Raw genomic sequence first — 23,213 nt, 5'->3', positions numbered from 1 at the left:
ATACTCGCATACCATTCGAACGCTCATGTCAAAAGGCCCTACAAGAGAGAGTCTCGCTGAGAAGACAAGAGTGTATATCGATGCACATCCGAGTGTGAAGGATTGTGTCTCGAAGGGACTTGTCAATTATTCATCGCTTGCAAGAGCGATCATGAAGGAACTTGACCTCGATAACGAGGAAGCGGTCATGATCGCATGCAGAAGATATGCTAGCAAGATGGGAGTTTCGACCGATCACGAGATCAGCATCCTCAACATCCTCAAGGACAGTCGCCTTGAGATGAGGACGAAGACATGTATCGTCACAGCCAAGAACGATTGGTCCGTCCTTCATAAGATGGATAATCTCTTCAAGGACCTTTGGAATGAGGATTCCATCATGCAGATCGTTCAATCCGCATCTGCAGTCACGATCATCGCGGATAAGATGCTGAAGGAACGTATCATCGATACGGTAGGTAGGTTCAACATCCTGAAGATCAGAGAGAATCTTGTCGAGATCACTGTAAAATCCCCTGAGAAGATCGTGGAGACAAGCGGTGTCATCGCATACCTGATCACGAATCTCTCTGATGCGGGCATAAACATCGAGGAGACCGTTAGCTGTCATACGGACACCGTATTCATCGTCGGCGAATATGACATGATCAATGCATACTCCGTATTGACCAAATGTATCCAAAGTGCTGAAGAGACATTGAAGGAGTGATCCCGATGGCCTTTGATGGAAGGAAGAACATCGTCGAGATAAGCGATGATGAGAAGACCATCTACTTCGAGACATGGAAGCCTAAGAAGATATCGGGTACAAAGATCGGAGGGATATTGGGATATAGTGAATTCGCCACACCATTCAAGGTAGCATGCGAGATCGCAGGGATATATCCTGGCGATAAGGCCAACAAATACATCGATGCAGGCAATGCGTTGGAGCCTGTGCTGAGGAATTATCTCGGTCAGAGTTGTACAAGGATGTTGTCTGGACCGATGGGTCTCTCGGAAGGACAGAAAGCTGCGGTCGAACAACCTGTCGAAGGCGATAAATGCGGTTATGATCACTTTCATGACAACAAGTTGTTCGGTGGGCTTGTTGACGGTTATATCGTGATCGATGGCGAGAGAAAAGCTATACTTGAGATCAAAACATCCCACGATAAGAGTAAATGGGATGATGGCAAGGGTGGGTTCACCAACATTCCGATGACGTATCAGTTGCAGGCTTCCCTGTATGCTGAACTCGCAGGCCTCGATACCGTTGTGTTCTTGGTAGGGTTCTTGGAAGAATCCGAGGTGATCCGTCCGAATGCATGGAAGCCATCGGAGGATAACGTCAAGATCATCGTTGTTCCAAGATTGGATATGAAACCATACATGGAGGAGGCAGAATCATGGTACAAGGAGTTCATCCTCAATGGATACACTCCTGAATGGTCCGATGAGAAAGATGCGGACCTTCTGAAATATCTTAGAACAAAACCTAAAGATGATAGGAAGAGATGAATCTCCTATCATAAATGAAAATTAAGTGTGATCGGCCCCGATGGAATGCACCTTCGGGGTCGATCTAACATATTTTTGATTCGTACGATCGATAGAGAATTCATCTCTTTTCGATCGGTACGTATTTCCTCTCAGGCGAGATCGAGATGTAGGCAGGACGTATGATCTTGCCTCCGCCGACGAGTTCCTCGATACGGTGTGCGCTCCATCCGACGATCCTTGCTATCGCGAATATCGGGGTGAACATCTCCTCTGGTATCCCCAGCATGTCATAGACGAATCCGCTGTACATGTCGACGTTTGCACTGACGCCCGTGAACGCATGTTTCCTCTCAGTGATCAGATCCGGTGCGTATTTCACGATGGTCTGATAGAGCCTGAGATCCTTCTCACGTCCTTTCTCAACAGCTAATCTCTCTGCGAGAGTCCTGAGAATCTCCGCCCTTGGATCCGATATCGAATACACAGCGTGCCCCATGCCATAGATCAGGCCTGCTTTGTCGAATGCCTTCTTGTCGAGTATGTCTATGAGGTACTTCCTTACAGCTTCCTCGTCATCAGTGTCGTAGATGTGCTTCTTGATGTCTGCGATCATCTGAACGACCTTGATGTTTGCACCGCCGTGCTTAGGTCCCTTCAACGATGATAATGCCGCAGCCATGACCGCATAGGTATCCGAACCTGCGGATGTGACGACACGTGCTGTGAATGTGGAGTTGTTACCTCCTCCATGCTCCATGTGAAGAACAAGGGCAGCATCGAGTACCTTGGCTTCCAATTCCGTGAACTTCCCGTCCTGCCTGAGGGTCATGAGAAGATTCTCAGCAACGGAGAGTTTTGGATCGGGCCTGTGAATGATGAGGCTGTCGTTGAGGTCATAATATCTGTATGCCTGATACCCATAAGCTGCAAGCATGGGCATGACCGAGATCAAGCTGATGCATTGCTTTAATACGATGGGAATCTCGTTGCTTCCGATGTAATCGTCGTATGCTCCAAGTGAGAGCACGCTCTTTGTCATGGAGTTCATGATGTCCTTACTGTGAGCTTTAAGAATAACTCCCCTCAAGAATGTCGTAGGGAGTTCCCTGTGATTTGCGATTATCTCTTTGAACTCTTCGAGTTGACTAGTTGTCGGAAGTTCACCGAACAACAAGAGGTATGTGGCCTCTTCGAATGAGAATTTCCTTTCACCGTGGCCGATTATGAAATCCTTGATGTCGTATCCTCTGTAGATCAGACGGCCCTCTATCGGAGTCCTTACTCCGTTTATCATTTCAAATCCATCAACTCTTGATATGTGAGTCAGACCTGTGACAACACCTTTACCATCCTTGTCACGGAGTCCCTTCTTGACATCATATTTCTCATAGAGTTCTGTCGGCGTTTCGTCTTGTGTGGAGCATAATGCAGCCTGTTTAATGAAGTAATCGTCGACCATTTCTTATCTCCCCTATCTTATGATACCTAAAACGACATGATTAAAATAATTATTGAAAACAAGGGGGTAAAATCGGGGTTATCGGCCCCGATTGTTTAATTCTACTCAGAAATCATCGTCTTCCTTAGCTTTCCAGGAAAGAAGGAGGTTGGTGATGATACCGATTATCAAAGCACATGCGATCGTGCCTATGACGATAGCTTGTCCATCGAAATCGAACTGAAGTGATAATCCGCCGATACCTGTGATGAAGATCGCAGCAACGACATAGAGATTCTTGGAATCGTTGAGATCCACCTCTTTGAACATCCTGAGACCTGATACCGCGATGTATCCGTAAAGAGCTATGGAGATGCCGCCTACGACGCATGTCGGGATCGTTGTGAGGAATGCCACGAACGGGTAGATGAATGCGACGACGATACAGATTATAGCTGTCAGAAGGATTGTGCTGACGGAGGCGTTCCTTGAGAGTGCGACGCATCCGATGGATTCGCCGTATGTCGTGTTCGGACATCCTCCAAAGAATGCACCGACCATGGAACCGACACCGTCACCGAGGAGTGTGTTCTTAAGTCCTGGCTCTTTGATAAGATCGTGGTTGATGATCGAACTGAGGTTCTTGTGATCAGCGATGTGCTCAGCGAATACGACGAATGCGATCGGAATGAAGAGCACAGCGACTGTGACCCAACTAGCTGCCGAAGACATCAATGATGTTCCCTGATCGATAGCACCAAGGAATGTGAGGTCTGGAATCCATTTGTCGAAGTTGCCGATATCATCGAATGCAGAATAGTCCATTATGATCAATTCCTCGATGTTACAAGCGTTACCTACGATGGTGAGCAATGCGGCAAGGATGTAACCGAACATGATACCGATGATGAATGGGTAGAGTCTGATCGATTTAGGTCCTCTATTGGATGCCAATGCAACGACCATGAATGTTGCGATACCGATGAAGATCGTAACGTATGATGTGTTCCCACCGAGGTTCCCGATCGCAGATCCAGCAAGTGAGAATCCGATGAGTGCTACGGTCGGACCGATGATGATCGGTGGCATGTATTTGTCCACCCAATCAGTTCCGCATTTCCAAATTATCGCTGCAAGCAAAACATAGACGAGACCAGCCATGATGGCTCCCATGATGATCCCGAAGTAACCGAAGGACACAGCGCCTATGAGAGCGGGAATGAACGCGAACGAACTTCCTAGGAACACCGGACTCTTGAATCTGGTGAATAGGAGATACACGATCGTACCCATACCTGCTCCGACAAGTGCTGATGCTTGGTTGAGATACTCAGTACTTGTTGCCGAATTCACGAGAACAGGGACAAGGATCGTCGCTGCGATTACGGCAAGGAATTGTTGCAAAGCAAATATGATGTTCTTTTTGAATGGCAGTTTGTCATACACATCATATACGAGTTTTATTCCATTAGTCATTATAACACCTTATTTGGTTCCAAAAATCCTATCTCCTGCATCACCGAGTCCAGGCAGGATGTAACAATTCTCATTCAGTTCCCTGTCTAGTGTAGACACATATATCTCCACATCAGGGTGGTCCTCAGCCATCCTAGTGACTCCTTCAGGAGCTGCGATGATGGACATGAGTTTAATCTTTTTACAGCCACGTTTCTTGAGCATGGTGATTGCTTCTGAGGCACTTCCGCCTGTGGCAAGCATCGGATCAAGGACGACGGTGACCATGTTCTCGATGTTCTGAGGTAATTTGCAATAGTATTCCACAGGTTCATGCGTTTCTTCGTTACGATAGAGTCCAATATGTCCGACCTTCGCTAAGGGGAACAGATTAAACACACCATCAACCATGCCTAGTCCCGCACGTAGGATGGGGACGATAGCGACCGAATCATTCTTGACGATATCTTGATCGATAAGCTCGAATGGCGTTTGGATCTTGATCGACTCTGTCGGTACGTCCTTGAATGCCTCATACGTCATAAGTGTGGCAACTTCTGTGATGAGATCTCTAAAAAGCTTGGTGTCTGTATTGACATCCCTAAGATAGGCGACCTTGTGCCTTATCAGCGGATGGTCCAGAATGTGAACGTTCGGATAATCCTTCATTTATCCCACTACTCTGGGAAACAATCATAGCGTTATGTGATATAATCCTTTACTCCGTTCATATATGCCACCCATCAAAACGAATGATGTGCCCCCATAGGATTATATTAATATGGGAAGGAGATAGGTCGGTATATGGAGAAGAGGGCATTCTATGCATCTATGATCGTCGTCGCCGCATGTCTGTGGGGAGTCATAGGTGTATTCACGAGTGAACTTGAGGCGGATGGACTGACATCCACGCAGGTTACTGAGGTAAGGTGTGCCGTAACCGCCATAGGCCTTCTGATCATAATGTTGATCCGCGATAGGTCTCTATTCAAGGTGGAACCGAAGGATCTCGTCATCCTGGTTGCCGTAGCTTTGTTCTTCATGGTCTATAACATCCTGTATTTCGAAGAGATCGCCATAGGATGTCCGTTGTCGATGGTGTCGATCATGCTCTATACGGCACCATTCTTCGTTCTTGTATTCTCCGTGTTCATCTTCAAGGAAGAGCTGACGCTCCACAAGGTCCTAGCTCTTGGATTGGCATTCATAGGCTGTGCATTCGCAGTCGGACTTGTGGGAGGCGAAGGCGGAGAATTGAATATGCGTGGATTCTGGATGGGACTCGGTTCAGGTTTCACATACGCCCTCTATACGATTTTGAACAAGTTCCTTCTCAGGAAGTATAGTCCGATGACATTGACTTTCTACGCTTTCGGGATCTCAGCTCTATGTCTGGTCCCATTCTCCAATATCCTTGGTATATTGGATATCGCGATCAACATCGAAGGAGCGGCCCTTTGGATGTTGGGATTGGGATTATTGATAACATTGATCCCGTATTTCCTGTACGGTTCCGGTCTTAAAGGTTTGGATGCGGGTTATGTGTCCGTTCTCGCGCTCATCGAACCGATGGTGGCAACGGTTGCCGGATTCGTGATGTATGGACAATCACCGACAACAATAAAGGTCTGTGGAATAGTGCTTGTCCTCCTTGGAGTAGCACTTTTGAATCTGAAACTAAAAAGGCCCAAGAAGATACAATCAGAGTGAGTCCTCATTCTCTTGTATTATCTTCCTGTAAAGGTCTTCGATGGCTTCGGATGGAGTTATTCCTTGTTGGAGAAGTATCCGCTCTGCCTTCTCTTTCACGATAGGGTCGATGCGAGCGTTGATAAAGGATCCTCTCTTCAAAGGTATCTTACCATATGTGACCTCGTCTCTTATGGATGCGATGTATTCGGCATACATCATATTGTTCTCCTTGGCGATACCACGGATGAGATCGGTCGTACCCGACCCATATTGCGATGATTTCTTAGGTCTCTTAGCGATGAAATCATATCCGAGGTGGATGGCGATCTTTCTAAGGACCTCCTTCCTAGAATCCATGTCCTTCGGTCTCAATACCTCTGGATCGATCTTCTCGACAAGAGAGGTCATACTGATGTCAAGATAAGGATAATACAGCGTCTTGTTGAAATGCTCCGCGATCTTGAGTTCACATGGAACTGAAACGTTCAACAGTCTTTCAACACTTGCTGTCTTTAGGACCTCATAATCCTCTGCACTCGCACCGACGAATTTAGCACAGCCCATGAAGTACTCGTCCGCACCCTGTCCGGTGAGGATGATGTCCTCTTTGGCAGCTTTACATACACAAAGCAGTGGCATCTCATAGGATATGGTGAAGGGATCCGGTTGACTTGCGATCTCTATCATCTCCCTTATCAGTCCGTGCATATCTCCTTTCGTTATCTTCGCATGGACCATAGGGATCTCCAATCTCTCCGAGAGATCCTTAGTCATCATCACATCATGTGCATTCTTCGTACCGCATGAGTACAATGTGACCGAATTGGCGAATTCCTTCGCGATAGCGGATACCAGGCCGGAATCCAATCCTCCGGAACAAGCGACACCGACATCCTTCCCTTCTACTTTCTCCTTGATGAACGATATCAATGCATCTTCGAGTTCCTGGTATTCGAACATGTTCCTGCCGATGACATCATATGATTTTATTTCATCGATTCGAAGGATATCTTAACGTCTAACAATATCCTCCTTGCCATATGTTGGATGAAGTCATTCGATTCGGACATTTTCGTTATATATCGTGAACCGATAGCCTGTGACCGTGTTAGTAAGAGCCTCATCATTATCCAAATCATTCGGCCCCATGAAGGTGCTGACGGATGCGACGCTTCAAATAGACGAAGGACAGCGCGTAGGTCTTGTCGGTAACAACGGTGCCGGAAAGAGCACACTTCTTAGATTGATACTTGGTGAGGAGAAACCTGATACCGGGGAGATAATCCGCAGGACGGATAAGATTGGCTATATGCAGCAATTCACCGAATTGCCCGACGATGCCACTCCGCGTGATGTTCTTAGCAGTTGCTATGGTTTCGTTGAGACGATCAAACGCCGTCAGGCTGAGATCGATGATATGATGATGCAAGGAGGGGACGTTGATTGGAATGCCCTGGCCGAGGAAAGTGCGGAATTGGAACGCAAACTATCATCATTCGAATCAGAGATAGATGATAAATTACAGGATGTATTCGCATCCATCAACTTCCCAACATCCATCCTTGACAGGAAGATGGATACATTGTCTGGGGGAGAGAGGACGAAAGTGATGATAGCGAAGCTTGCTGTCCAGATCTCTGATTGTGATCTCCTCATAATGGATGAACCCACATCGCACCTTGACATCACGACCATCGAATGGATGCAGGATATGATCCTGAGTTCGAAATGTGCCGTCCTAGTTGTAAGTCACGACAGATACTTCCTTGATGCCATCGTCACGAGGGTCATAGAGATCGAGAACGGGAAGACAAGGGAATACAAAGGCAACTACTCCCAATTCGTCGAGAAGAAGAATGAAGCGATCGAAAGGGCGATGGCAGAATTCGAAAGATATGAGAATCAGAAGAAGAAACAAGAAGCCATAGCCGAACAGATGTTCCATGATCAGCGCAGATACATGGCATCGTACAAGACAAGATTGATGCTCATCGACAAGATGGAGAAGAAAGAGAGACCAGAGGATTCAAAGAAGATCTCCATCAACTTCCAAGCCGCTCAGAAATCAGGGAAGAATGTCATAATCGCGAACGGCATGTCTGTGGATTATGATGGCAGGACGATACTAAGCGGTGTGGATCTCGATATCGAGAAGGGCGACAAGGTCGGTGTATTCGGTGCTAATGGTGCTGGGAAGAGTACTTTGATCAGATCTATACTCGGAGAGATACACGTGAAGGGTGAATTATGGGTGGCACCAGGCGCGAAGATCGGTTACTATTCACAGAATCATGAAGGTCTCGATCTGAATCTCACTGCAGAGGAACAGATGTTGATGATCATCGGCAAGGACAGGAAAGCCGAGGCAAGGAACATGCTTGCACACTTCCTCTTAACAGATGAGAATGTGACGAATAAGATGTCCACGCTCTCAGGAGGACAGAGGGCAAGGGTCGCATTGTGCATGTTGCTCAACGGCGCGACAAATCTGCTGATATTGGATGAACCTACGAATTATGTGGATATCGAATCCAAGCATATGCTGGAGCAGGCATTGTCAGAATATGATGGTACGGTCATAACGATCACCCATGACAGATATTTCCTCGACAATGTGTGTAACAAGGTTATCGAAGTGTCCGGGAACACAGCAAAGATGTACAATGGCAATTACACGGACATCAAAGGTAAACCCGTTGTCAAAACACCAAAGCAGAAAGGTGATTCGTATCGCGTACTGTCTCCATTCACGAATTGGGCACAGGGCAAGAAATACGCTAAGGGCGATAAGGTGATCATCACCCCTGATGATATGCCCGGTTTCGAGACTGCATTGAACCAAGGTAAATTGAGAAAACAATGAATCCGTGACCGAGACTCATCCAACTAGGGTAAAGGATATATCCATTCCAACACGATTCTTTCATGCTTCTTCGGAATCGACCGAAGATAGTGGGGGATGCACTGATCCTCTACTTCGAAAGTTCTTTCAAACGGTTTACTCCATGGTCGCGTTTATCGCGATCTCGGAGATATCCATTGAATATTCTATTATCCTCTTCACACTTTCAATGATCAGACCGGTGGAGATAGCAGCTTTTCCTGTGAATTCGTTAACGCGATTCGAGTTTTCAAATACCTTGTTCGCGAGTATCTTGCCTCTTTCGATACAGGCATTCGCAGATACCATATCCTTGGTCTTCCATGTCTTTATGGAGTCTGAGAACAACTTTATCGCGTCACGGCCTGCAGCGACCATAGATGATTCCATCATGTTCGGCGGACACTCTCCCAGTAAGTACCTCATGTTCTTTGACATGAGTACTGCGTGATCGCCTATCCTTTCGATGATGCGACTGATGGAACTGCAACGAGTTACCGATGCGATACTCATTCCCTGTTTACGTGCAACTGTTGGATCCCTCTGATTGATACTGACCTGTCTCAAGATCAACCAGTGTATCCTGTCCACTTCTTTGTCCCTCTCGACCATGCTCTCGAACAGCGTCACATCCTTCTTCTCAATCGAATCTATGACGTCATTGAGCATGTTGCGGACGAGAACCTCCATTCTCTCCAATGACTTCAATGGTCTGATCTGACTTTGGTTCATCAGATCCTGTATGATGATGGAATTATCATTTTCCTCTATTATCTCCAATCCAATAGAGGTCTGTACGAATGAGGATACGACGTCGATGTGTTCACTAGCCAATTTATCATTGGATCTGAGCTCTATCATATTGTGTCCTGCGATATATGCACCGACCAATTGTCTGTAGAGGAAATCATTGTCAGAGATATCATTTACGTCGATACATTTCGTAGAGGATAGATTCCTCTCTTCCATACCGTTAGGGAATATTATTAACGAACCATCGTTCTGTACGTCCAACGATACAGGATCGTTCTTCTTCAATCCAACTGTCTCTGCCCATTCTTTGGGAAGTGTGATCATCATTGATGAACCGCCGGTAATCTGAACTTTCCTTATTTCCATCGTCCTCGCCAAAACTAGAAGTATATAGCAATATAAATAATATATAGTAAACAATATTTAATATTCCTAATATGTTATTGTAACATAACTTAAAACGTAGTTTTTTCATTGAAAACACATGATTTTTCCATATTTTATATATAAAATATTGTTCTACATATAGTATATATTGTTCTATATAATAAATCAAATAACTATATATTAAGTCTCGAAATAGTCCGATTCGAGGTGTAAATCTTGAATAACAGGATCATAGCGTTGTTCGCTGTAATCGTAATCGCTGTTGCAGGCGTTTCAATCGTCGCTTTCATGAGCAATGGTGACGACAACGATAACGATGCATATGCAGTTTCATTGAATGGCGTAGAAGCAACTGAATCAAACGTGAGAGACAATTCATACCTTATCAAAAGGAACCTTATCGTATGTACGAACGGTGAAGCCACTGGCAATGTGGCAGAGTTCCTCAATTATGTGACATCTGCCGACGGACAGAAGATCGTCGGAAAGGAATTCATCTCGATCGACAAGATGACAGATTACAAAGATCCCGACAAGGATGGCAAGACCATGATCGCAATCTCTGGTTCAACAACCATCATGGATACGATGACACGTATCGCCGAGGGATACATGGCGAAGTACCCGTACATGAAAGTCTCCATCACCGGAGGAGGATCGGGTCAGGGTGCAAGCAACACGATCAACGGAGTCTCCGACATCGGAATGTGCTCCAGAGATCTCAAGGCATCAGAGGCTGAGAAGGGATTGATCCCTACGATCATCGGTAAGGATGGTGTAGCGGTCATCGTCAATGGTACAGGAGTGAAGGACCTCACCATAGAGCAGGTAGCAAAGATCTACGACGGAACATACACGAACTAGTCACAGGTCGGAGGTGTCGACAAGAGCATCGGTGTCGTATGTCGTGAGGATGGTTCAGGAACACGTGAATGTTTCGAGGAGTCAATAAAAGCATCCACACCAGGTTGGAAGATGAAATCGGATGTCAACTCACTCTCTTCCACGGGTGCCGTGATCAAGATGATCGGCAACACCGACGGTTCAATCGGATACATCAGTATCGGACAATTGGTAAATCTCTGATGGGGAAAATGGATGTTCGATAATCAACACAGCAGAGGAGGATTAAACATGGATGCGGATGCTATAATGAGGTATGTGCTCATTGCGATAGCATCAACAGCTGTGTTGATTATCTTCCTCATCCTCTTTTTCATTGTAGGTAATGGGATCGAACTATTCAAGGACGTAGATCCCATCGAATTCATCTTCGGTACCGATTGGTCACCGTCCGATGGCTCCTATGGAGCATTGCCCATGATCGTCGGTACCTTGTTGGTAACGTTGGGTGCGATAGCATTCGCATTCCCCATAGGGCTCTTAGCAGCCATTTACATATCCGAATTCGCGAATCCGAAAATACGTAGTGTCTTGAAACCTCTGTGTGAGGTGTTCGCAGGCATACCCTCAGTGGTCTACGGTTTCTTCGGGCTTGTGATATTAGTACCGTTCCTTTCCAAGATGTTCGATGAGAACCTTCTATTCGGTTCCTCTTGGTTGGCAGCATCGATCATATTGGGGATAATGGCGTTACCAACGATCATTTCGGTATCGGAGGATGCGATCCGCGCGGTACCGAATTCATACAGAGAAGCATCCATAGCGATGGGTGCTAACAGGTGGGAGACGACAGCAAAAGTGATCGTTCCTGCCGCAGTGATGGGCATATCGGCCGCTGTAACGCTCGGTATAGGAAGAGCGATCGGTGAGACGATGGCCGTCATGATGGTGTCCGGTAATGCTACAATAATTCCGGACCCACTATGGAACATATTCTCTCTGATCAGTACGATAACAGGCACATTGGCATTGGAGATGCCTGAGTCGGTCGTGGGAGATACACACTATAACGCACTATTCATGCTCGCTTTGGTCCTTATGGTTATGGTCTTTGCAGTCAATATCGTAGCAAAGAAAATCACGGACAACATGAAGCAGAAATTCAACGGAACAGCATTCAATGACCGTTCGAAGATAAGGGCGTATGCAACATTTGTCGATACCATCCAAAGGAACAAGAAAATGGTCTGTAAGATAGGATCTTTCATCCTTATCTTCACGATGTCGTGGATGATCCTCTCGTTGATGATTTCTGGTCTGTCCTCCTTGATAGCATCTATCATCATCACGATAGGGACTTATGCTACCCTCTTCACAGTCTCGAGACTGAGTCCGTCCGACAGAGAGGATGTCGCTAAATGCATATTGATCGCTAACATGGTATTCGTCCTCCTGCTGCTTGCAATAATCATATTAGATATAGTAATAAAGGGACTGCCGAACATATCCTTGGATTTCATCACCTCTTCACCATCCATGGGCGGTAGGGAAGGAGGGATAATGCCTGCGATCGTAGGCACATTGGAACTGATGGCAGGTACTGCCATCATAGCATTGCCTTTGGGGATATTGACAGGCATTTATCTTGCAGAGTATGCCAAGGATAACAAGCTCAACAGAGCGATAAGAGGTGCGATAGACACATTGAACGGTACACCATCTGTCGTATTCGGCCTCTTCGGATTATCATTCTTCGTGATTTATCTCGGCATCGGATATTCTCTGATAGCTGGTTGGGCGACATTATCGATGATGATACTTCCTGTGATAATCAGAACGACGGAAGAATCCATAAGAGCAGTACCTAACGAATTACGTGAAGCATCCAGAGCAATGGGTGCAACAAAATGGCAGACGACATACAGGGTCGTCTTCCCTGCAGCCATAGGTGGAACGATAACCGGTGCGATCCTTTCCTTAGGACGTGCGACAGGAGAGACCGCTCCGATCATGTTCACTGCAGCAGTGGCATTCCATCCAAGTCTTGCAAAATCGATAATGGATCCTGTGATGGCTTTGCCATATCACCTGTATTATCTGACTGCAGAGGTCCCTGGAACCACAGGCAATCAATATGCAACGGCAACGATACTTCTGATCATCGTGCTCTCGATGTTCGTGTTGGCATCTGTTGTCAGAAGTCACTACAATAAGAAAATCAGATGGTGAGTATGATGGAAATGAAAGAATCCGCCTCAAATTCTGAGGTGGCGATAGACATACAGGATGTGAATCTCTGGTATGGGGAGAAACAGGCACTGTATGATGTGTCCATGAAAGTCAAGAAGAATGCGATCACCGCATTGATAGGTCCCTCAGGATGCGGTAAGTCCACATTGCTGAGGTCGATCAATAGGATCAATGACCTCATTGATGGATGCAAGATCGAAGGGAAGATAATGTTCCGCGGAGAGAACATATGCTCCAAAGACACCAATGTGAATGATCTGCGCATGAAGATTGGGATGGTGTTCCAGAAACCGAACCCATTCCCGATGACGATAAGAGAGAATCTTACCTATGGACCTAAACTCAAAGGCATCAAGGATAAGAAGGAATTGAACGAGATCGTAGAGTCATGTCTTCAGAAGGCCGCTCTCTACGATGAGGTGGCGGATAGATTGGACAAATCCGCATTCGGCCTCTCAGGAGGACAACAGCAGAGATTGTGCATCGCAAGGACACTCTCCATGAATCCTGATGTCATCCTCATGGATGAACCGACCTCCGCATTGGATCCGATAGCTACATCGAAGATCGAGGATCTCGCTGTGCAGCTGAAGAAGGAGTATACTGTCGTTATAGTGACACACAACATGCAACAGGCTTCGCGTATCAGTGACGATACAGGTTTCATGTATCTTGGAAAGATGATCGAGTTCGGGAACACGACATCATTATTCAACAAACCAAAGGAAGAGATGACTGAGAGATATCTTACAGGAAGGTTCGGGTGATCGAATGCAAAAAGCGATAGAGGAGATCGATTCGGTCGTGGAGAATACGATCAAGATGGCGAAGATGACGTCGAGCATGATCGAAAGATCGATAAAGGCTCTCGCCGACAGCGATATCAAGCTAGCTGATGATGTGATGTCAGATTTCGAGATAGTCGACAGATATGACAGATGTATCGAGGAGAGTGCGTTGAAAGTATTATCCTTGTATCAGCCGCGGGCATCGGATATGCGCACGATGGTTACTGTATTGAAATGCATAACATATCTGGAAAGGGTGGCGAAATACAGCAAGAACATATCTTCTGCTGTAAGGAAACTCGATGGCGATGTGCCGAATGAATTCATCGAAGATGTCGTCTCCATGGGTAACATAGCTGTGAATATGGTCAACAAGGCCATAGATGGCTTCATTCAACGTTCTGTGGACGGTTTCGATGAGATACAGGATATGGATGATCTCATCGACGAGAGTCTCACGAACAATCGTGAATCATTTATAGCACACATCAAGGAGAATCCTGCATCAGCGGATGATTGTGTATTCCTGCTGTCGATAATGAGATACATAGAGAGAGTAGGGGATCACGCCTGCAAGATAGCTGAGAAGGTCACATACATGGTGACCGGATTTCATACAGTGATCGCATAAAGGGATTGGCGCACGTAAGTGCGTCGATCTCATTTTTTAAAAAAAGATCATTCATCAGCGATACTGATGATGTCATCGGTCAAGAGGTCGCTGAGCTTTATCTTACTGAGATAATTGTTGATTGTCTCATCCAAACCCTTCCAGATTGGTAATGTCTTGCACTTGGAGCTGCGCTCGCAAACGATCTCGGGATCAAGACAAGAAACTGTAAGGATGGGCCCTTCAACAGCAGTGATTATCTCTGCCAATGTACATTCATCAGGCGAAACGGCGAGTTCATAACCGCCACCCTTACCATGGATGGCGGTCACGAACCCTGCTTTCGTTAACGGAGGCATAATCGATTCGAGATACTTGAGCGATATGCCCTGGTCATTGGCGATATCTTTCAAAGGAACTTTCCTTCCAAGATTGTTCGCCAACTCAATCATCACGCGTAACGCATATCTGCCCTTTGTCGAAACGATTGCATTCATTCCTTATTCCTCGAACAATGCTGTTGAGAGATATCTCTCTCCTGTATCCGCCATGATGGCGACGATATTTTTACCTTTATTGGCAGAATCCTTCGCCAATTCTATCGCAGCCCATGTCGTAGCACCCGATGAGATGCCGACAAGTATGCCCTCTTTCTTCCCAACGAGTCTGCCGGCCTTGAATGCATCCTCATCCTCCACAGCGATAACACGGTTGTAGATGTCCCTGTCGAGTGTCTCTGGAATGAATCCTGCGCCGATACCTTGTATCTTGTGGGTGCCTGTCCTCCCTTCAGAGAGCAATGGAGAACCCCTAGGTTCTACAGCGATGATCTCCACATCTGGATTCTTCTCCCTGAGGTATTTCCCCACTCCAGAGAGTGTTCCGCCCGTACCGACCCCGGCTACGAAGATATCCACCTTCCCATCCAGATCCCTATAGATCTCAGGACCTGTCGTCCTATAGTGGGTGGCAGGGTTCGCAGGATTGATGAATTGTCCCGGGATAACAGCATTCGAAATCGTCTTGGATAATTCCTCTGCTTTGGCGACAGCACCTTTCATTCCCTTAGCACCCTCGGTCAAGACCAATTCCGCACCATATGCCTTGATCAGTTTCCTGCGTTCGATGGACATGGTCTCGGGCATGACGATTATCGCTCTGTATCCGCGTGCCGTGGCGATGGAAGACAACGCGATGCCTGTGTTGCCTGATGTGGGTTTGATTATGACGGAATCTTCCTTCAATATCCCTTTTTCCTCAAGATCATCGATCATCGCTTTCGCGATCCTGTCCTTCACTGAACCAGCTGGGTTGAATGCCTCTATCTTTCCGTAGATCCTGGCATCCAATTTCAGATCTTTCTCGATGTTCGTCAATTCCACCAACGGAGTGTTACCGATGGTCCCATCTATAGTCTTATAAAGCATCTTATTCGCCTTCTACCGCTTTGAAACCGTTCTTCAGATCATTTATGATATCATCTATGTTCTCAGTACCTATCGAGAGACGGATCGTGTTCGGTTTGATGCCGCTTTCAAGGAGCTCTTTCTCATCTAATTGTGAGTTTGTCGTCGAGGCAGGGTGGATGACCAATGATTTGACATCCGCAACATTGGCGAGGAGTGAGAATAATTTCAGAGACTCTGTGAACTTCTTCGCTTTTTCTGCGTCGCCTTTGATCTCGAATGTGAATATCGAGCCTGCGCCGTTCGGGAAGTACCTATCATACAGCTCCTTCTGCTTACCAGTCGCTAACGACGGATGGTTCACTTTCTCGACATCAGGATGTTCGTTGAGGAATTCGACAACTTTCAACGCATTCTCGACCTGACGCTCCACACGAAGCGATAACGTCTCCAATCCAAGTAACAGAAGGAATGAATTGAATGGAGAGATCGTAGCTCCCTGATCCCTCATCAGTGTAGTACGTATCTTCGTCACGAATGCAGCCCTGCCTACGGCATCGGTGAAGACAACACCGTGATACGATGGATTAGGTTTTGACAATGTTGGGAATTTATCATTCGCTGCCCAATCGAAATTACCTCCATCGATTATGATACCTCCCATTGCGACACCATGGCCTCCGATGAACTTGGTCGCAGAATGAACCACGATATCGGCACCGTGCTCGATGGGCCTAAGAAGATATGGTGATGTGAATGTGCTGTCAACGATCAATGGGATTCCATGTTTGTGGGCGATGGCAGATATAGCTTCCAGATCAACCACATCAGAGTTGGGGTTTCCCAATGTCTCTGTGTATAGCAATTTGGTGTTCTCTTTGATCGCCTTTTCAAAATTGGAAGGATCGGAGGGATCCACGAATGTCGTCTCGATACCTTGTTCCCTCAACGTATTGGCAAATAGATTGAACGTTCCGCCATAGAGATTTGTCGAGGACACGATATGGTCCCCTGCAAGAGCGATGTTCTGTATCGCATACGTTATCGCCGCTGAACCCGATGCAGTTGCCAATGCACCGACACCTCCCTCCAAAGCGGTCATCCTCTCTTCAAAGACGGATGATGTTGGATTCATCAATCTTGTATAGATGTTCCCTGGTTCCGCCAAAGCGAACCTTCCTGCTGCCTGTGCAGAGTCCTTGAAGACATATGATGTTGTCATGTAGATAGGTACTGCACGTGAATCCGTTGCTGGATCCGGTTCTTCTTGTCCTGCATGGACCTGCAATGTTTCGAATTTGTAATTCGGACCTGTCACCATATCACTGAAAGTGACCATGCACGAATTGTATTTAACACTTACCTACTATGTTGATAGGTAAATACAAATAGTGTGAACCGATTAGGCTCACTCGAGGAGAAAGATGCCGATCAAGATACCTGAGGGACTACCTGTATTCTCGACTCTAGAGAATGAGAACATATTCGTCATGGATGACGATCGTGCGAGAACACAGGACATCAGGCCTTTGAAGATCGCGATATTGAACCTTATGCCGACGAAGGTGGAAACGGAGATACAATTATTGAGATTGCTCAGCAACACACCACTTCAGGTGGATGTCGATCTCATCATACCTTCAACTCATGAATCTAAACATACATCTATCAACTATCTTACAAGATTCTATAAGAGATTCTCTGACATTGAGGATCGCTACTATGATGGGATGATCATCACTGGTGCCCCATTGGAGGATATCCCGTTCGAAAAGGTGGATTATTGGGACGAGATGTGCAGGATAATGGATTGGACGAAGGAACATGTCTGGTCCACCACGTACATCTGCTGGACATCAATGGCTGGATTGTATCATCATTATGGCATTCAGAAAAGGAGTCTTCCCAAAAAGAGATCTGGCATCTTCGAATACAGGAATGTCATTGAGACCTAACCGTTGATGAGGGGCATAGATCAGTATTTGAAAATCCCTCAATCAAGACATGCGACGATCTCATCATCGGACATAAAGGCCAACCCAAGGTTGAATATCTTGGCCGAAACGGCTGATGACGATACAGGTATCGTGATTTCCGATGATGGGCAGATCTTCATCACAGGACATTTGGAATATGATAGATCGACGCTTGCCGATGAATATTCAAGGGACATGGAGAGAGGACTCAATACAGAGATGCCGAAGAATTACTTCCTGAATAATGACGACAGATACGATCCGATCGTGACTTGGAGAAGTCATTCCACATTGATATTCACCAATTGGCTGAATTATTACGTCTATCAGCAGACGCCCTATGACATCAGGGATATCAGTAAGAGATTAACAAAGAGATGAGAGGAATGGAACAGATTTCTTCGATAATGCATCGACAACGAGAATGAAACAAGAGACATTGGATGTGATGATGCCGTATTTCATTGAGAAATACGCCAATCCATGCAGCACTTTGGGATTATGCCGAGAAGCATAATATCAAGATCGAAGGTCTTGAGAAGCCTAAACATGACATAAATGATTGAATTCTGGGCCTGAGGCCCATCATTTATTCCATTACGTATCCGCATCACCCGTGAAATATGTTGGATTATACAACCAATTTATTATATTGGACAAAATATGGTTTCCAAAGGGCAAAGGCCCTCAGGCGTGATGAAGATGATTCATTTCATAGGTGCCGGACCTGGGGATCCGGAATTGATAACAGTAAAAGGTCGCAGATTGATGGATGAAGCAGACGTGATAATCTACGCAGGATCGTTGGTGAACCCGAAGGTCCTGGACGGTCACAAGGATTCTGCCGTGATCTACAACAGCGCACTCATGGATTTGGATGAGGTATCTCGCATCGAGATCGAAGCAGCGAAAAAAGGTCTGAGTGTAGCACGTGTGCATACTGGGGATCCATCGATATATGGGGCGATCCGTGAGCAGATGGACCTTTTGGAGAAGGAAGGCATCGAATTCGATGTCATACCTGGTGTTAGTTCGTTCGTAGCGACCGCTGCTGTTCTGAAGAAGGAATACACATTACCTGATGTCAGTCAGACAGTCATCTTGACACGCATGGAGGGTCGCACACCGATGCCTCCGAAGGAGAAGCTCATCGATCTTGCGAGGCACAACTCATCGATGGTCATATTCCTCAGCGTGAGTTTCATGGACGAATTATGCAAGACGTTGATAGAGGGAGGATATTCACCCGACACTCCTGTTGCCGTTGTCTATAAGGCGACATGGCCTGAACAGAAGATAGTCGAAGGTACATTGAGCGATATGCCGCAGAAGGTCAAGGAATCAAAGATCGATAAGACCGCCCTCACAGTAGTAGGCGGATTCTTGGGTAACAAATACAGCCTTTCCAAACTCTATGACAAACACTTCACGACAGAATACCGCAAAGGGGTGGAGTGATGGGCGTCCTGAAGGTTGTCGGATTCGGTCCTGGGAGCAAGGACGACATGTCCATAAGGGCTGTGAAGGCCATCGAGGACGCAGATCTTGTAATGGGTTACACGACATACGTGAGAATACTGAAAGAGATCTTCCCGGATAAGGAATTCAAATCGACAGGTATGACGCACGAGGTCGACCGTTGTAAGGCGGCTTTGGAAGAAGCGAAGGATAAGACCGTAGCATTGGTAAGCAGCGGGGATTCAGGCATCTATGGTATGGCGTCGATAACATATCAGGTCGCATCAGAGATGGGTTCTGATGTGAAGATAGAGGTCATACCCGGCATCACCGCAGCTTCCTCGGCAGCTTCCCTCTTAGGTGCACCGCTCACGCACGATACCGCATTGATCAGTCTATCCAATTGCTTGACACCATGGGATGTCATCGTAAAACGTCTTGATGCGGTCTCTTCAGCAGATATGGTCATAGCATTGTATAATCCAAGGAGCAATGCACGTCCCGACGTACTTTCAGAAGCCATCAACATCATGTCCAAATACAAATCCCCGTCAACACCTGTCGGTGTCGCAAGGAATATTGGAAGGGCCGATCAGGAATCATGGTGCACGACACTCGGAGAACTTGATTGTGAGAGCATCGATATGTTCTGCACATTGATCGTCGGTAATTCAAAGACGTTCATCGAAGATGGAAAGATGATAACCCCGAGGGGTTATACGATCCAATAATTTTTTCAAAAAGATGGGGGGTTCAAACCCTCCTCGTTTTTATCAGATACAAGTTGATGAAATAGAATACAACTGTATATGCCAGTAAGGCGATCAGCAATATCCACGGGAATTCAGCACCGAGTGCTGTGGCCCTTATCAACTCACTTGAGTACGTCAATGGTATCATATACAATATGCCCTGGAAGATGGGTGGCAATGATGCCGTAGAGAAGAACGTACCGCAAAGGAATGTCATCGGGAGCACGATGAGTGTGTTGAACAATGACATACCCTGATGCGTCTTCACGACCAATGCAGCCGTCTCACCCAACAATGAGAATGCTATGCATGATAGCAACACCATCGCGAAGAATCCCAGACTCGGGATCATGCCGATATCCAATGCCAATCCTATGATAAATATGACGATACTGCTCAACAGACCTCTCAAGATCCCTAAGATCGATTTTCCGATGACTATCGATGAATAGTGTATAGGACACATCAGCATCTCATCGAAACTCTTGTAGTAGAGCCTCTGAACGTTCATCCTCGTAGCAGTGGAAGTGAACGAGGATGACAACGTCGACAATGCGATGATACCCGGCAACATGAACGAAACGTACTTTATCTGTTCCCCGCCGTATTCGATGGTCGCCGAGCCCCCTAGACCATAACCGAATGCTATCAAGTATAGGATAGGACTCATCAGACTCATCAATATCACGTTGAGGATATTGTGCTTCATGAATGCGAGATCGGCCCATGAGACGTAGTATATCTCCCTCAGACGTCTGAACATCATACACCACCTACCGAACTACCTGTGAGTTTGACGAAACAATCCTCCAAGTTGGTCTTCCTTATGAGTACATCCACATCATCCGTCAGAGTCGCGGAGTATGCGTTCGCATCATCCCTGTTCTTGAAGTATTTGTAATCGGTGTGACCGTCGTGATATTTGCATTCGACAGCGACATTACCAACAGTTTCGCAGAGATGTCTTGGTGTATCGATCGCTTTGATCTTCCCGTGATCGATGATCCCTACTCTGTCGCAGAGATTCTCAGCTTCCTCTATGTAGTGTGTCGTTAGAATGATCGTTGTACCATCATTGTTGAGTTTACGGACAAGATCCCAAAGCCCCCTCCTTGCTTGGATATCAAGGCCTGCTGTGGGTTCGTCGAGGAATATTATCTTCGGTTCATGGATCAATGCCGCAATGATAGCGACACGTTTCTTCCATCCGCCCGATAGGGAGTCGACAGTCTTGTCCATATATTCGCCAAGTGAAACATAGTCTGCTAGATCCTGTATCTTGGAAGTCCTCTTTGCACGCGGCATCATATGCATCATCGCGTGATGGATGAGATTCTCACGCACGGTCAGATCTTTATCGAGACTTATGTGCTGTTGAATGACTCCTAAACAACCTTTTGCTTCATTCGATTGTTTGATGAGGTCATTCTCATCTATCATTACCGATCCCTCGTCCATCGTTGTGAGTGAGGATATCATCCTGACAGTGGTGGTCTTACCTGCACCGTTTGGACCAAGAAGTCCGAAAATCTCGCCTCTTTTTATTTCCAAGTCTACGTGATCGACAGCTACTTTTTCGTTGAATCTTTTTGTGATTCCTTTTACAACGATGATGTTTTCATCTGCAGTATTAGTCGTCATGTGAATGAAGTTCGCTATTTTTGTGCACCTATATTATGATTTACGATTTTTTTAATACTGGATGGGTTTCTTTGCTCCACCTTCATTTCATTTCAAAAGGCCAGAGATGTGTACTCAAATATTCAAGTTGGATTTATATACCAATTGAGAGATTGAGTAACATTGGATGAATTATCCAACGAGGTGATTAGACGGCAATTGATAAGAAAATCATTGCGATTGCGGCAGTAGCGTTAATTGTGATAGCGGGTATTGCGACAGCAATCGTCATTTCAAACAACGACTCATCGAGTGAAGGATATACGATAGTCGATGGAAGCGGTAAAGAGATCAAAGTCTCCGGACCGGTGAAATCGGTCGTCACTGTGAATACGAATGTTCCTAAAGCAATGAAGATCTTGGGTTTGGACGATTACGTCACAGGGATAAGCAATTATTCAAGCTCCTATGATGCAAAATTATGGGAGATGTTCCATCCCATTTTCAAGAATGCGAAACACATGTCTGTAACTAAGAATATGACTGCAGAAGAAATCTCCAAACTTGGAGTGAAATATGTTATCGCACCTGTTTCCTCAATGACGGTATCCCCTGATAAAGAAAAAGCATATGCGGAACTTGGAATCACTGTCGTCAAACTGGATTGCTTCGGCGACAAAATGGACGAGGATTTTAAAACGTTATTGAAATTGTGTCTTGGAGAAAATGTAGAGACAAACGATGCATATGAGAAATACGTTAAGATGTCAAACGATGTCATCAACACTGTTATCACAAAAGCTTCTTCTTCAAGTACGAGCGATAAAACCTTCCTGTTCTACATGTCAGGTAAGGGATTCTACAACAAGACATCATCACTCAGTGAAATAACAGAGAAAATCTACGGAAAGAATGCTCTTAACAGCATACCGAATCTCGATCTTAATGGTGTAACGAACAGTGCAGGTTCAGATGGAATCAAAGAGCAGGTTATCGCATTGGATGCAAAGACGCCTGTAGATAAATTATTCATCAGAGGATCAAGTAAGGTTGTTGATGCTGCATCGGCTAAAGCATTCTGGTCAGATGATAAGAACGGATTGATCAAGCAGAGTGAGGCATATAAAGACCTCAACGCTGTAAAATCAAATGAAGTATACGTATTGAACACGAATGTTATGTCGGGCCCGTTGACATATGTAGGATATGTGCTTATTGCAGAAGCTTCTGGCATCGACACAGGATATGATGTATCCAAATTGATCTCAGACTACAACAAAGCATACGGATTCGACGAAGATACAACAGGTATGCTCTTCGGCACATCCGATAATTGTAACACATTCAAGGAGATCATAATCGAGTGATGGGGCTAACGCCCCTATTTTATTTTTTCGTGATCCAATGGCGAACGATGACGGG

21 protein-coding genes and 2 pseudogenes are annotated in these 23,213 nt (G+C 45.9%); 13 read left to right on the top strand and 10 right to left on the bottom strand.

The genetic code is table 11. The annotated features are described in order from the left end of the window. The first annotated feature begins 25 nt into the window (after positions 1-25). Both ACI2NF_RS05440 and ACI2NF_RS05435 read left to right on the top strand, forming a co-directional pair. The gene (locus ACI2NF_RS05440) at positions 26-709 is read left to right on the top strand and encodes a DUF7523 family protein (protein ID WP_400148334.1); all 684 of its coding nucleotides are present in this window, start codon (positions 26-28) and stop codon (positions 707-709) included. Between the two features lie 5 nt (positions 710-714). Further along, complete coding sequence (locus ACI2NF_RS05435; protein ID WP_400211194.1) at positions 715-1,500, top strand: YqaJ viral recombinase family protein; 786 nt, start codon at positions 715-717, stop codon at positions 1,498-1,500. 100 nt (positions 1,501-1,600) lie between these two features. On the opposite strand, the gene ACI2NF_RS05430 is transcribed toward ACI2NF_RS05435, so the two are convergent. The 3 genes from ACI2NF_RS05430 to upp form a co-directional block, all read right to left on the bottom strand. Then, positions 1,601-2,941, bottom strand: coding sequence for a citrate/2-methylcitrate synthase (locus ACI2NF_RS05430; protein ID WP_400148330.1), 1,341 nt, complete (start codon positions 2,939-2,941; stop codon positions 1,601-1,603). 105 nt (positions 2,942-3,046) lie between these two features. Beyond that, complete coding sequence (locus ACI2NF_RS05425) at positions 3,047-4,396, bottom strand: uracil-xanthine permease family protein (RefSeq protein ID WP_400151299.1); 1,350 nt, start codon at positions 4,394-4,396, stop codon at positions 3,047-3,049. Between the two features lie 9 nt (positions 4,397-4,405). Beyond that, on the bottom strand, positions 4,406-5,044 hold the full coding sequence (upp, locus tag ACI2NF_RS05420) for a uracil phosphoribosyltransferase (protein ID WP_400148327.1): 639 nt from the start codon (positions 5,042-5,044) through the stop codon (positions 4,406-4,408). Positions 5,045-5,179: 135 nt separating this feature from the next. Between upp and ACI2NF_RS05415 the strand changes: the two genes are divergently transcribed. Continuing rightward, entirely contained in the window at positions 5,180-6,085 is a 906-nt protein-coding gene (locus ACI2NF_RS05415; RefSeq protein WP_400148325.1) for a DMT family transporter, read from the top strand. Here the strand turns inward: ACI2NF_RS05415 and ACI2NF_RS05410 are convergent. Next, positions 6,077-7,027: an asparagine synthase-related protein gene (locus ACI2NF_RS05410; protein WP_400149587.1), complete on the bottom strand. Its 951-nt coding sequence runs from the start codon at positions 7,025-7,027 to the stop codon at positions 6,077-6,079. The genes ACI2NF_RS05415 and ACI2NF_RS05410 overlap by 9 nt on opposite strands. Before the next feature lie 145 nt (positions 7,028-7,172). On the opposite strand from ACI2NF_RS05410, the gene ACI2NF_RS05405 reads away from it, so the two are divergent. Beyond that, positions 7,173-8,930, top strand: coding sequence for an ABC-F family ATP-binding cassette domain-containing protein (locus ACI2NF_RS05405; protein WP_400201898.1), 1,758 nt, complete (start codon positions 7,173-7,175; stop codon positions 8,928-8,930). A 135-nt stretch (positions 8,931-9,065) separates the two neighbouring features. Here ACI2NF_RS05405 and ACI2NF_RS05400 read toward each other — a convergent pair whose 3' ends face one another. Continuing rightward, a complete protein-coding gene (locus ACI2NF_RS05400) occupies positions 9,066-10,067 on the bottom strand; it encodes a PhoU domain-containing protein (protein WP_400149584.1) in 1,002 nt (333 codons plus the stop codon). A gap of 237 nt (positions 10,068-10,304) precedes the next feature. On the opposite strand from ACI2NF_RS05400, the gene ACI2NF_RS05395 reads away from it, so the two are divergent. From ACI2NF_RS05395 to phoU, 4 genes are all read left to right on the top strand, one after another. Next, on the top strand, positions 10,305-10,952 hold the full coding sequence (locus ACI2NF_RS05395; RefSeq protein ID WP_400211192.1) for a substrate-binding domain-containing protein: 648 nt from the start codon (positions 10,305-10,307) through the stop codon (positions 10,950-10,952). Positions 10,953-11,222: 270 nt separating this feature from the next. Next, positions 11,223-13,160 (top strand): phosphate ABC transporter permease PstA, encoded by a 1,938-nt coding sequence (gene pstA / locus ACI2NF_RS05390; RefSeq protein WP_400211191.1) that lies wholly within the window; start codon positions 11,223-11,225, stop codon positions 13,158-13,160. 5 nt (positions 13,161-13,165) lie between these two features. Continuing rightward, positions 13,166-13,948, top strand: coding sequence for a phosphate ABC transporter ATP-binding protein PstB (gene pstB, locus ACI2NF_RS05385; RefSeq protein ID WP_400211190.1), 783 nt, complete (start codon positions 13,166-13,168; stop codon positions 13,946-13,948). Positions 13,949-13,952: 4 nt separating this feature from the next. Beyond that, the gene (phoU, locus tag ACI2NF_RS05380; RefSeq protein ID WP_400211189.1) at positions 13,953-14,600 is read left to right on the top strand and encodes a phosphate signaling complex protein PhoU; all 648 of its coding nucleotides are present in this window, start codon (positions 13,953-13,955) and stop codon (positions 14,598-14,600) included. Positions 14,601-14,647: 47 nt separating this feature from the next. Here phoU and ACI2NF_RS05375 read toward each other — a convergent pair whose 3' ends face one another. Genes ACI2NF_RS05375 through ACI2NF_RS05365 form a run of 3 tightly spaced genes read right to left on the bottom strand, consistent with a single transcriptional unit; the run spans position 14,648 to position 17,324 of the window. Next, complete coding sequence (locus ACI2NF_RS05375) at positions 14,648-15,076, bottom strand: RrF2 family transcriptional regulator (protein WP_400149296.1); 429 nt, start codon at positions 15,074-15,076, stop codon at positions 14,648-14,650. A gap of 3 nt (positions 15,077-15,079) precedes the next feature. Next, the gene (gene cysK / locus ACI2NF_RS05370) at positions 15,080-16,006 is read right to left on the bottom strand and encodes a cysteine synthase A (RefSeq protein WP_400211188.1); all 927 of its coding nucleotides are present in this window, start codon (positions 16,004-16,006) and stop codon (positions 15,080-15,082) included. A 1-nt stretch (position 16,007) separates the two neighbouring features. Next, on the bottom strand, positions 16,008-17,324 hold the full coding sequence (locus tag ACI2NF_RS05365; protein WP_400211187.1) for an O-acetylhomoserine aminocarboxypropyltransferase/cysteine synthase family protein: 1,317 nt from the start codon (positions 17,322-17,324) through the stop codon (positions 16,008-16,010). An 85-nt stretch (positions 17,325-17,409) separates the two neighbouring features. Between ACI2NF_RS05365 and ACI2NF_RS05360 the strand changes: the two are divergent. The 4 genes and pseudogenes from ACI2NF_RS05360 (at position 17,410) to cobJ (ending at position 20,150) form a co-directional block, all read left to right on the top strand. Then, positions 17,410-18,342 (top strand): annotated as a pseudogene (locus tag ACI2NF_RS05360) (homoserine O-succinyltransferase). Positions 18,343-18,425: 83 nt separating this feature from the next. Then, positions 18,426-18,527: pseudogene (locus ACI2NF_RS05355) on the top strand (iron-sulfur cluster assembly scaffold protein); the annotation flags it as partial. Between the two features lie 130 nt (positions 18,528-18,657). After that, positions 18,658-19,419: a precorrin-4 C(11)-methyltransferase gene (cobM, locus tag ACI2NF_RS05350; RefSeq protein ID WP_400211186.1), complete on the top strand. Its 762-nt coding sequence runs from the start codon at positions 18,658-18,660 to the stop codon at positions 19,417-19,419. Beyond that, entirely contained in the window at positions 19,419-20,150 is a 732-nt protein-coding gene (gene cobJ / locus ACI2NF_RS05345; RefSeq protein ID WP_400149597.1) for a precorrin-3B C(17)-methyltransferase, read from the top strand. Before cobM ends, cobJ begins: the two co-directional genes overlap by 1 nt. A 22-nt stretch (positions 20,151-20,172) precedes the next feature. Here the strand turns inward: cobJ and ACI2NF_RS05340 are convergent, their stop codons facing one another. Together ACI2NF_RS05340 and ACI2NF_RS05335 are read right to left on the bottom strand one after the other, a co-directional pair. Beyond that, complete coding sequence (locus tag ACI2NF_RS05340) at positions 20,173-20,934, bottom strand: ABC transporter permease (RefSeq protein WP_400147948.1); 762 nt, start codon at positions 20,932-20,934, stop codon at positions 20,173-20,175. Continuing rightward, positions 20,934-21,812: an ABC transporter ATP-binding protein gene (locus ACI2NF_RS05335; RefSeq protein ID WP_400211185.1), complete on the bottom strand. Its 879-nt coding sequence runs from the start codon at positions 21,810-21,812 to the stop codon at positions 20,934-20,936. Before ACI2NF_RS05335 ends, ACI2NF_RS05340 begins: the two co-directional genes overlap by 1 nt. Before the next feature lie 239 nt (positions 21,813-22,051). On the opposite strand from ACI2NF_RS05335, the gene ACI2NF_RS05330 reads away from it, so the two are divergent. Continuing rightward, a complete protein-coding gene (locus ACI2NF_RS05330) occupies positions 22,052-23,158 on the top strand; it encodes a hypothetical protein (RefSeq protein ID WP_400153365.1) in 1,107 nt (368 codons plus the stop codon). Positions 23,159-23,213: the final 55 nt, after the last annotated feature.

It is taken from the genome of Candidatus Methanarcanum hacksteinii, assembly GCF_964305265.1.
Classification (GTDB): Archaea; Thermoplasmatota; Thermoplasmata; order Methanomassiliicoccales; family Methanomethylophilaceae; genus Methanarcanum; species Methanarcanum hacksteinii.
Note: the sequence above shows the minus strand (reverse complement) of the source record. Positions and strands in the feature narration are given on the sequence as shown.

Coding starts and splice junctions, on each gene's coding strand:
- ACI2NF_RS05375 (WP_400149296.1), bottom strand. CDS start 15,076: ATGAATGCAATCGTTTCGACAAAGGGCAGATATGCGTTACGCGTGATG.
- pstB (WP_400211190.1), top strand. CDS start 13,166: ATGGAAATGAAAGAATCCGCCTCAAATTCTGAGGTGGCGATAGACATA.
- ACI2NF_RS05435 (WP_400211194.1), top strand. CDS start 715: ATGGCCTTTGATGGAAGGAAGAACATCGTCGAGATAAGCGATGATGAG.
- pstA (WP_400211191.1), top strand. CDS start 11,223: ATGGATGCGGATGCTATAATGAGGTATGTGCTCATTGCGATAGCATCA.
- ACI2NF_RS05335 (WP_400211185.1), bottom strand. CDS start 21,812: ATGACGACTAATACTGCAGATGAAAACATCATCGTTGTAAAAGGAATC.
- cysK (WP_400211188.1), bottom strand. CDS start 16,006: ATGCTTTATAAGACTATAGATGGGACCATCGGTAACACTCCGTTGGTG.
- ACI2NF_RS05425 (WP_400151299.1), bottom strand. CDS start 4,396: ATGACTAATGGAATAAAACTCGTATATGATGTGTATGACAAACTGCCA.
- cobJ (WP_400149597.1), top strand. CDS start 19,419: ATGGGCGTCCTGAAGGTTGTCGGATTCGGTCCTGGGAGCAAGGACGAC.
- ACI2NF_RS05415 (WP_400148325.1), top strand. CDS start 5,180: ATGGAGAAGAGGGCATTCTATGCATCTATGATCGTCGTCGCCGCATGT.
- ACI2NF_RS05410 (WP_400149587.1), bottom strand. CDS start 7,027: ATGTTCGAATACCAGGAACTCGAAGATGCATTGATATCGTTCATCAAG.
- cobM (WP_400211186.1), top strand. CDS start 18,658: ATGAAGATGATTCATTTCATAGGTGCCGGACCTGGGGATCCGGAATTG.
- upp (WP_400148327.1), bottom strand. CDS start 5,044: ATGAAGGATTATCCGAACGTTCACATTCTGGACCATCCGCTGATAAGG.
- ACI2NF_RS05430 (WP_400148330.1), bottom strand. CDS start 2,941: ATGGTCGACGATTACTTCATTAAACAGGCTGCATTATGCTCCACACAA.
- ACI2NF_RS05440 (WP_400148334.1), top strand. CDS start 26: ATGTCAAAAGGCCCTACAAGAGAGAGTCTCGCTGAGAAGACAAGAGTG.
- ACI2NF_RS05340 (WP_400147948.1), bottom strand. CDS start 20,934: ATGTTCAGACGTCTGAGGGAGATATACTACGTCTCATGGGCCGATCTC.
- ACI2NF_RS05365 (WP_400211187.1), bottom strand. CDS start 17,324: ATGGTCACTTTCAGTGATATGGTGACAGGTCCGAATTACAAATTCGAA.
- phoU (WP_400211189.1), top strand. CDS start 13,953: ATGCAAAAAGCGATAGAGGAGATCGATTCGGTCGTGGAGAATACGATC.
- ACI2NF_RS05400 (WP_400149584.1), bottom strand. CDS start 10,067: ATGGAAATAAGGAAAGTTCAGATTACCGGCGGTTCATCAATGATGATC.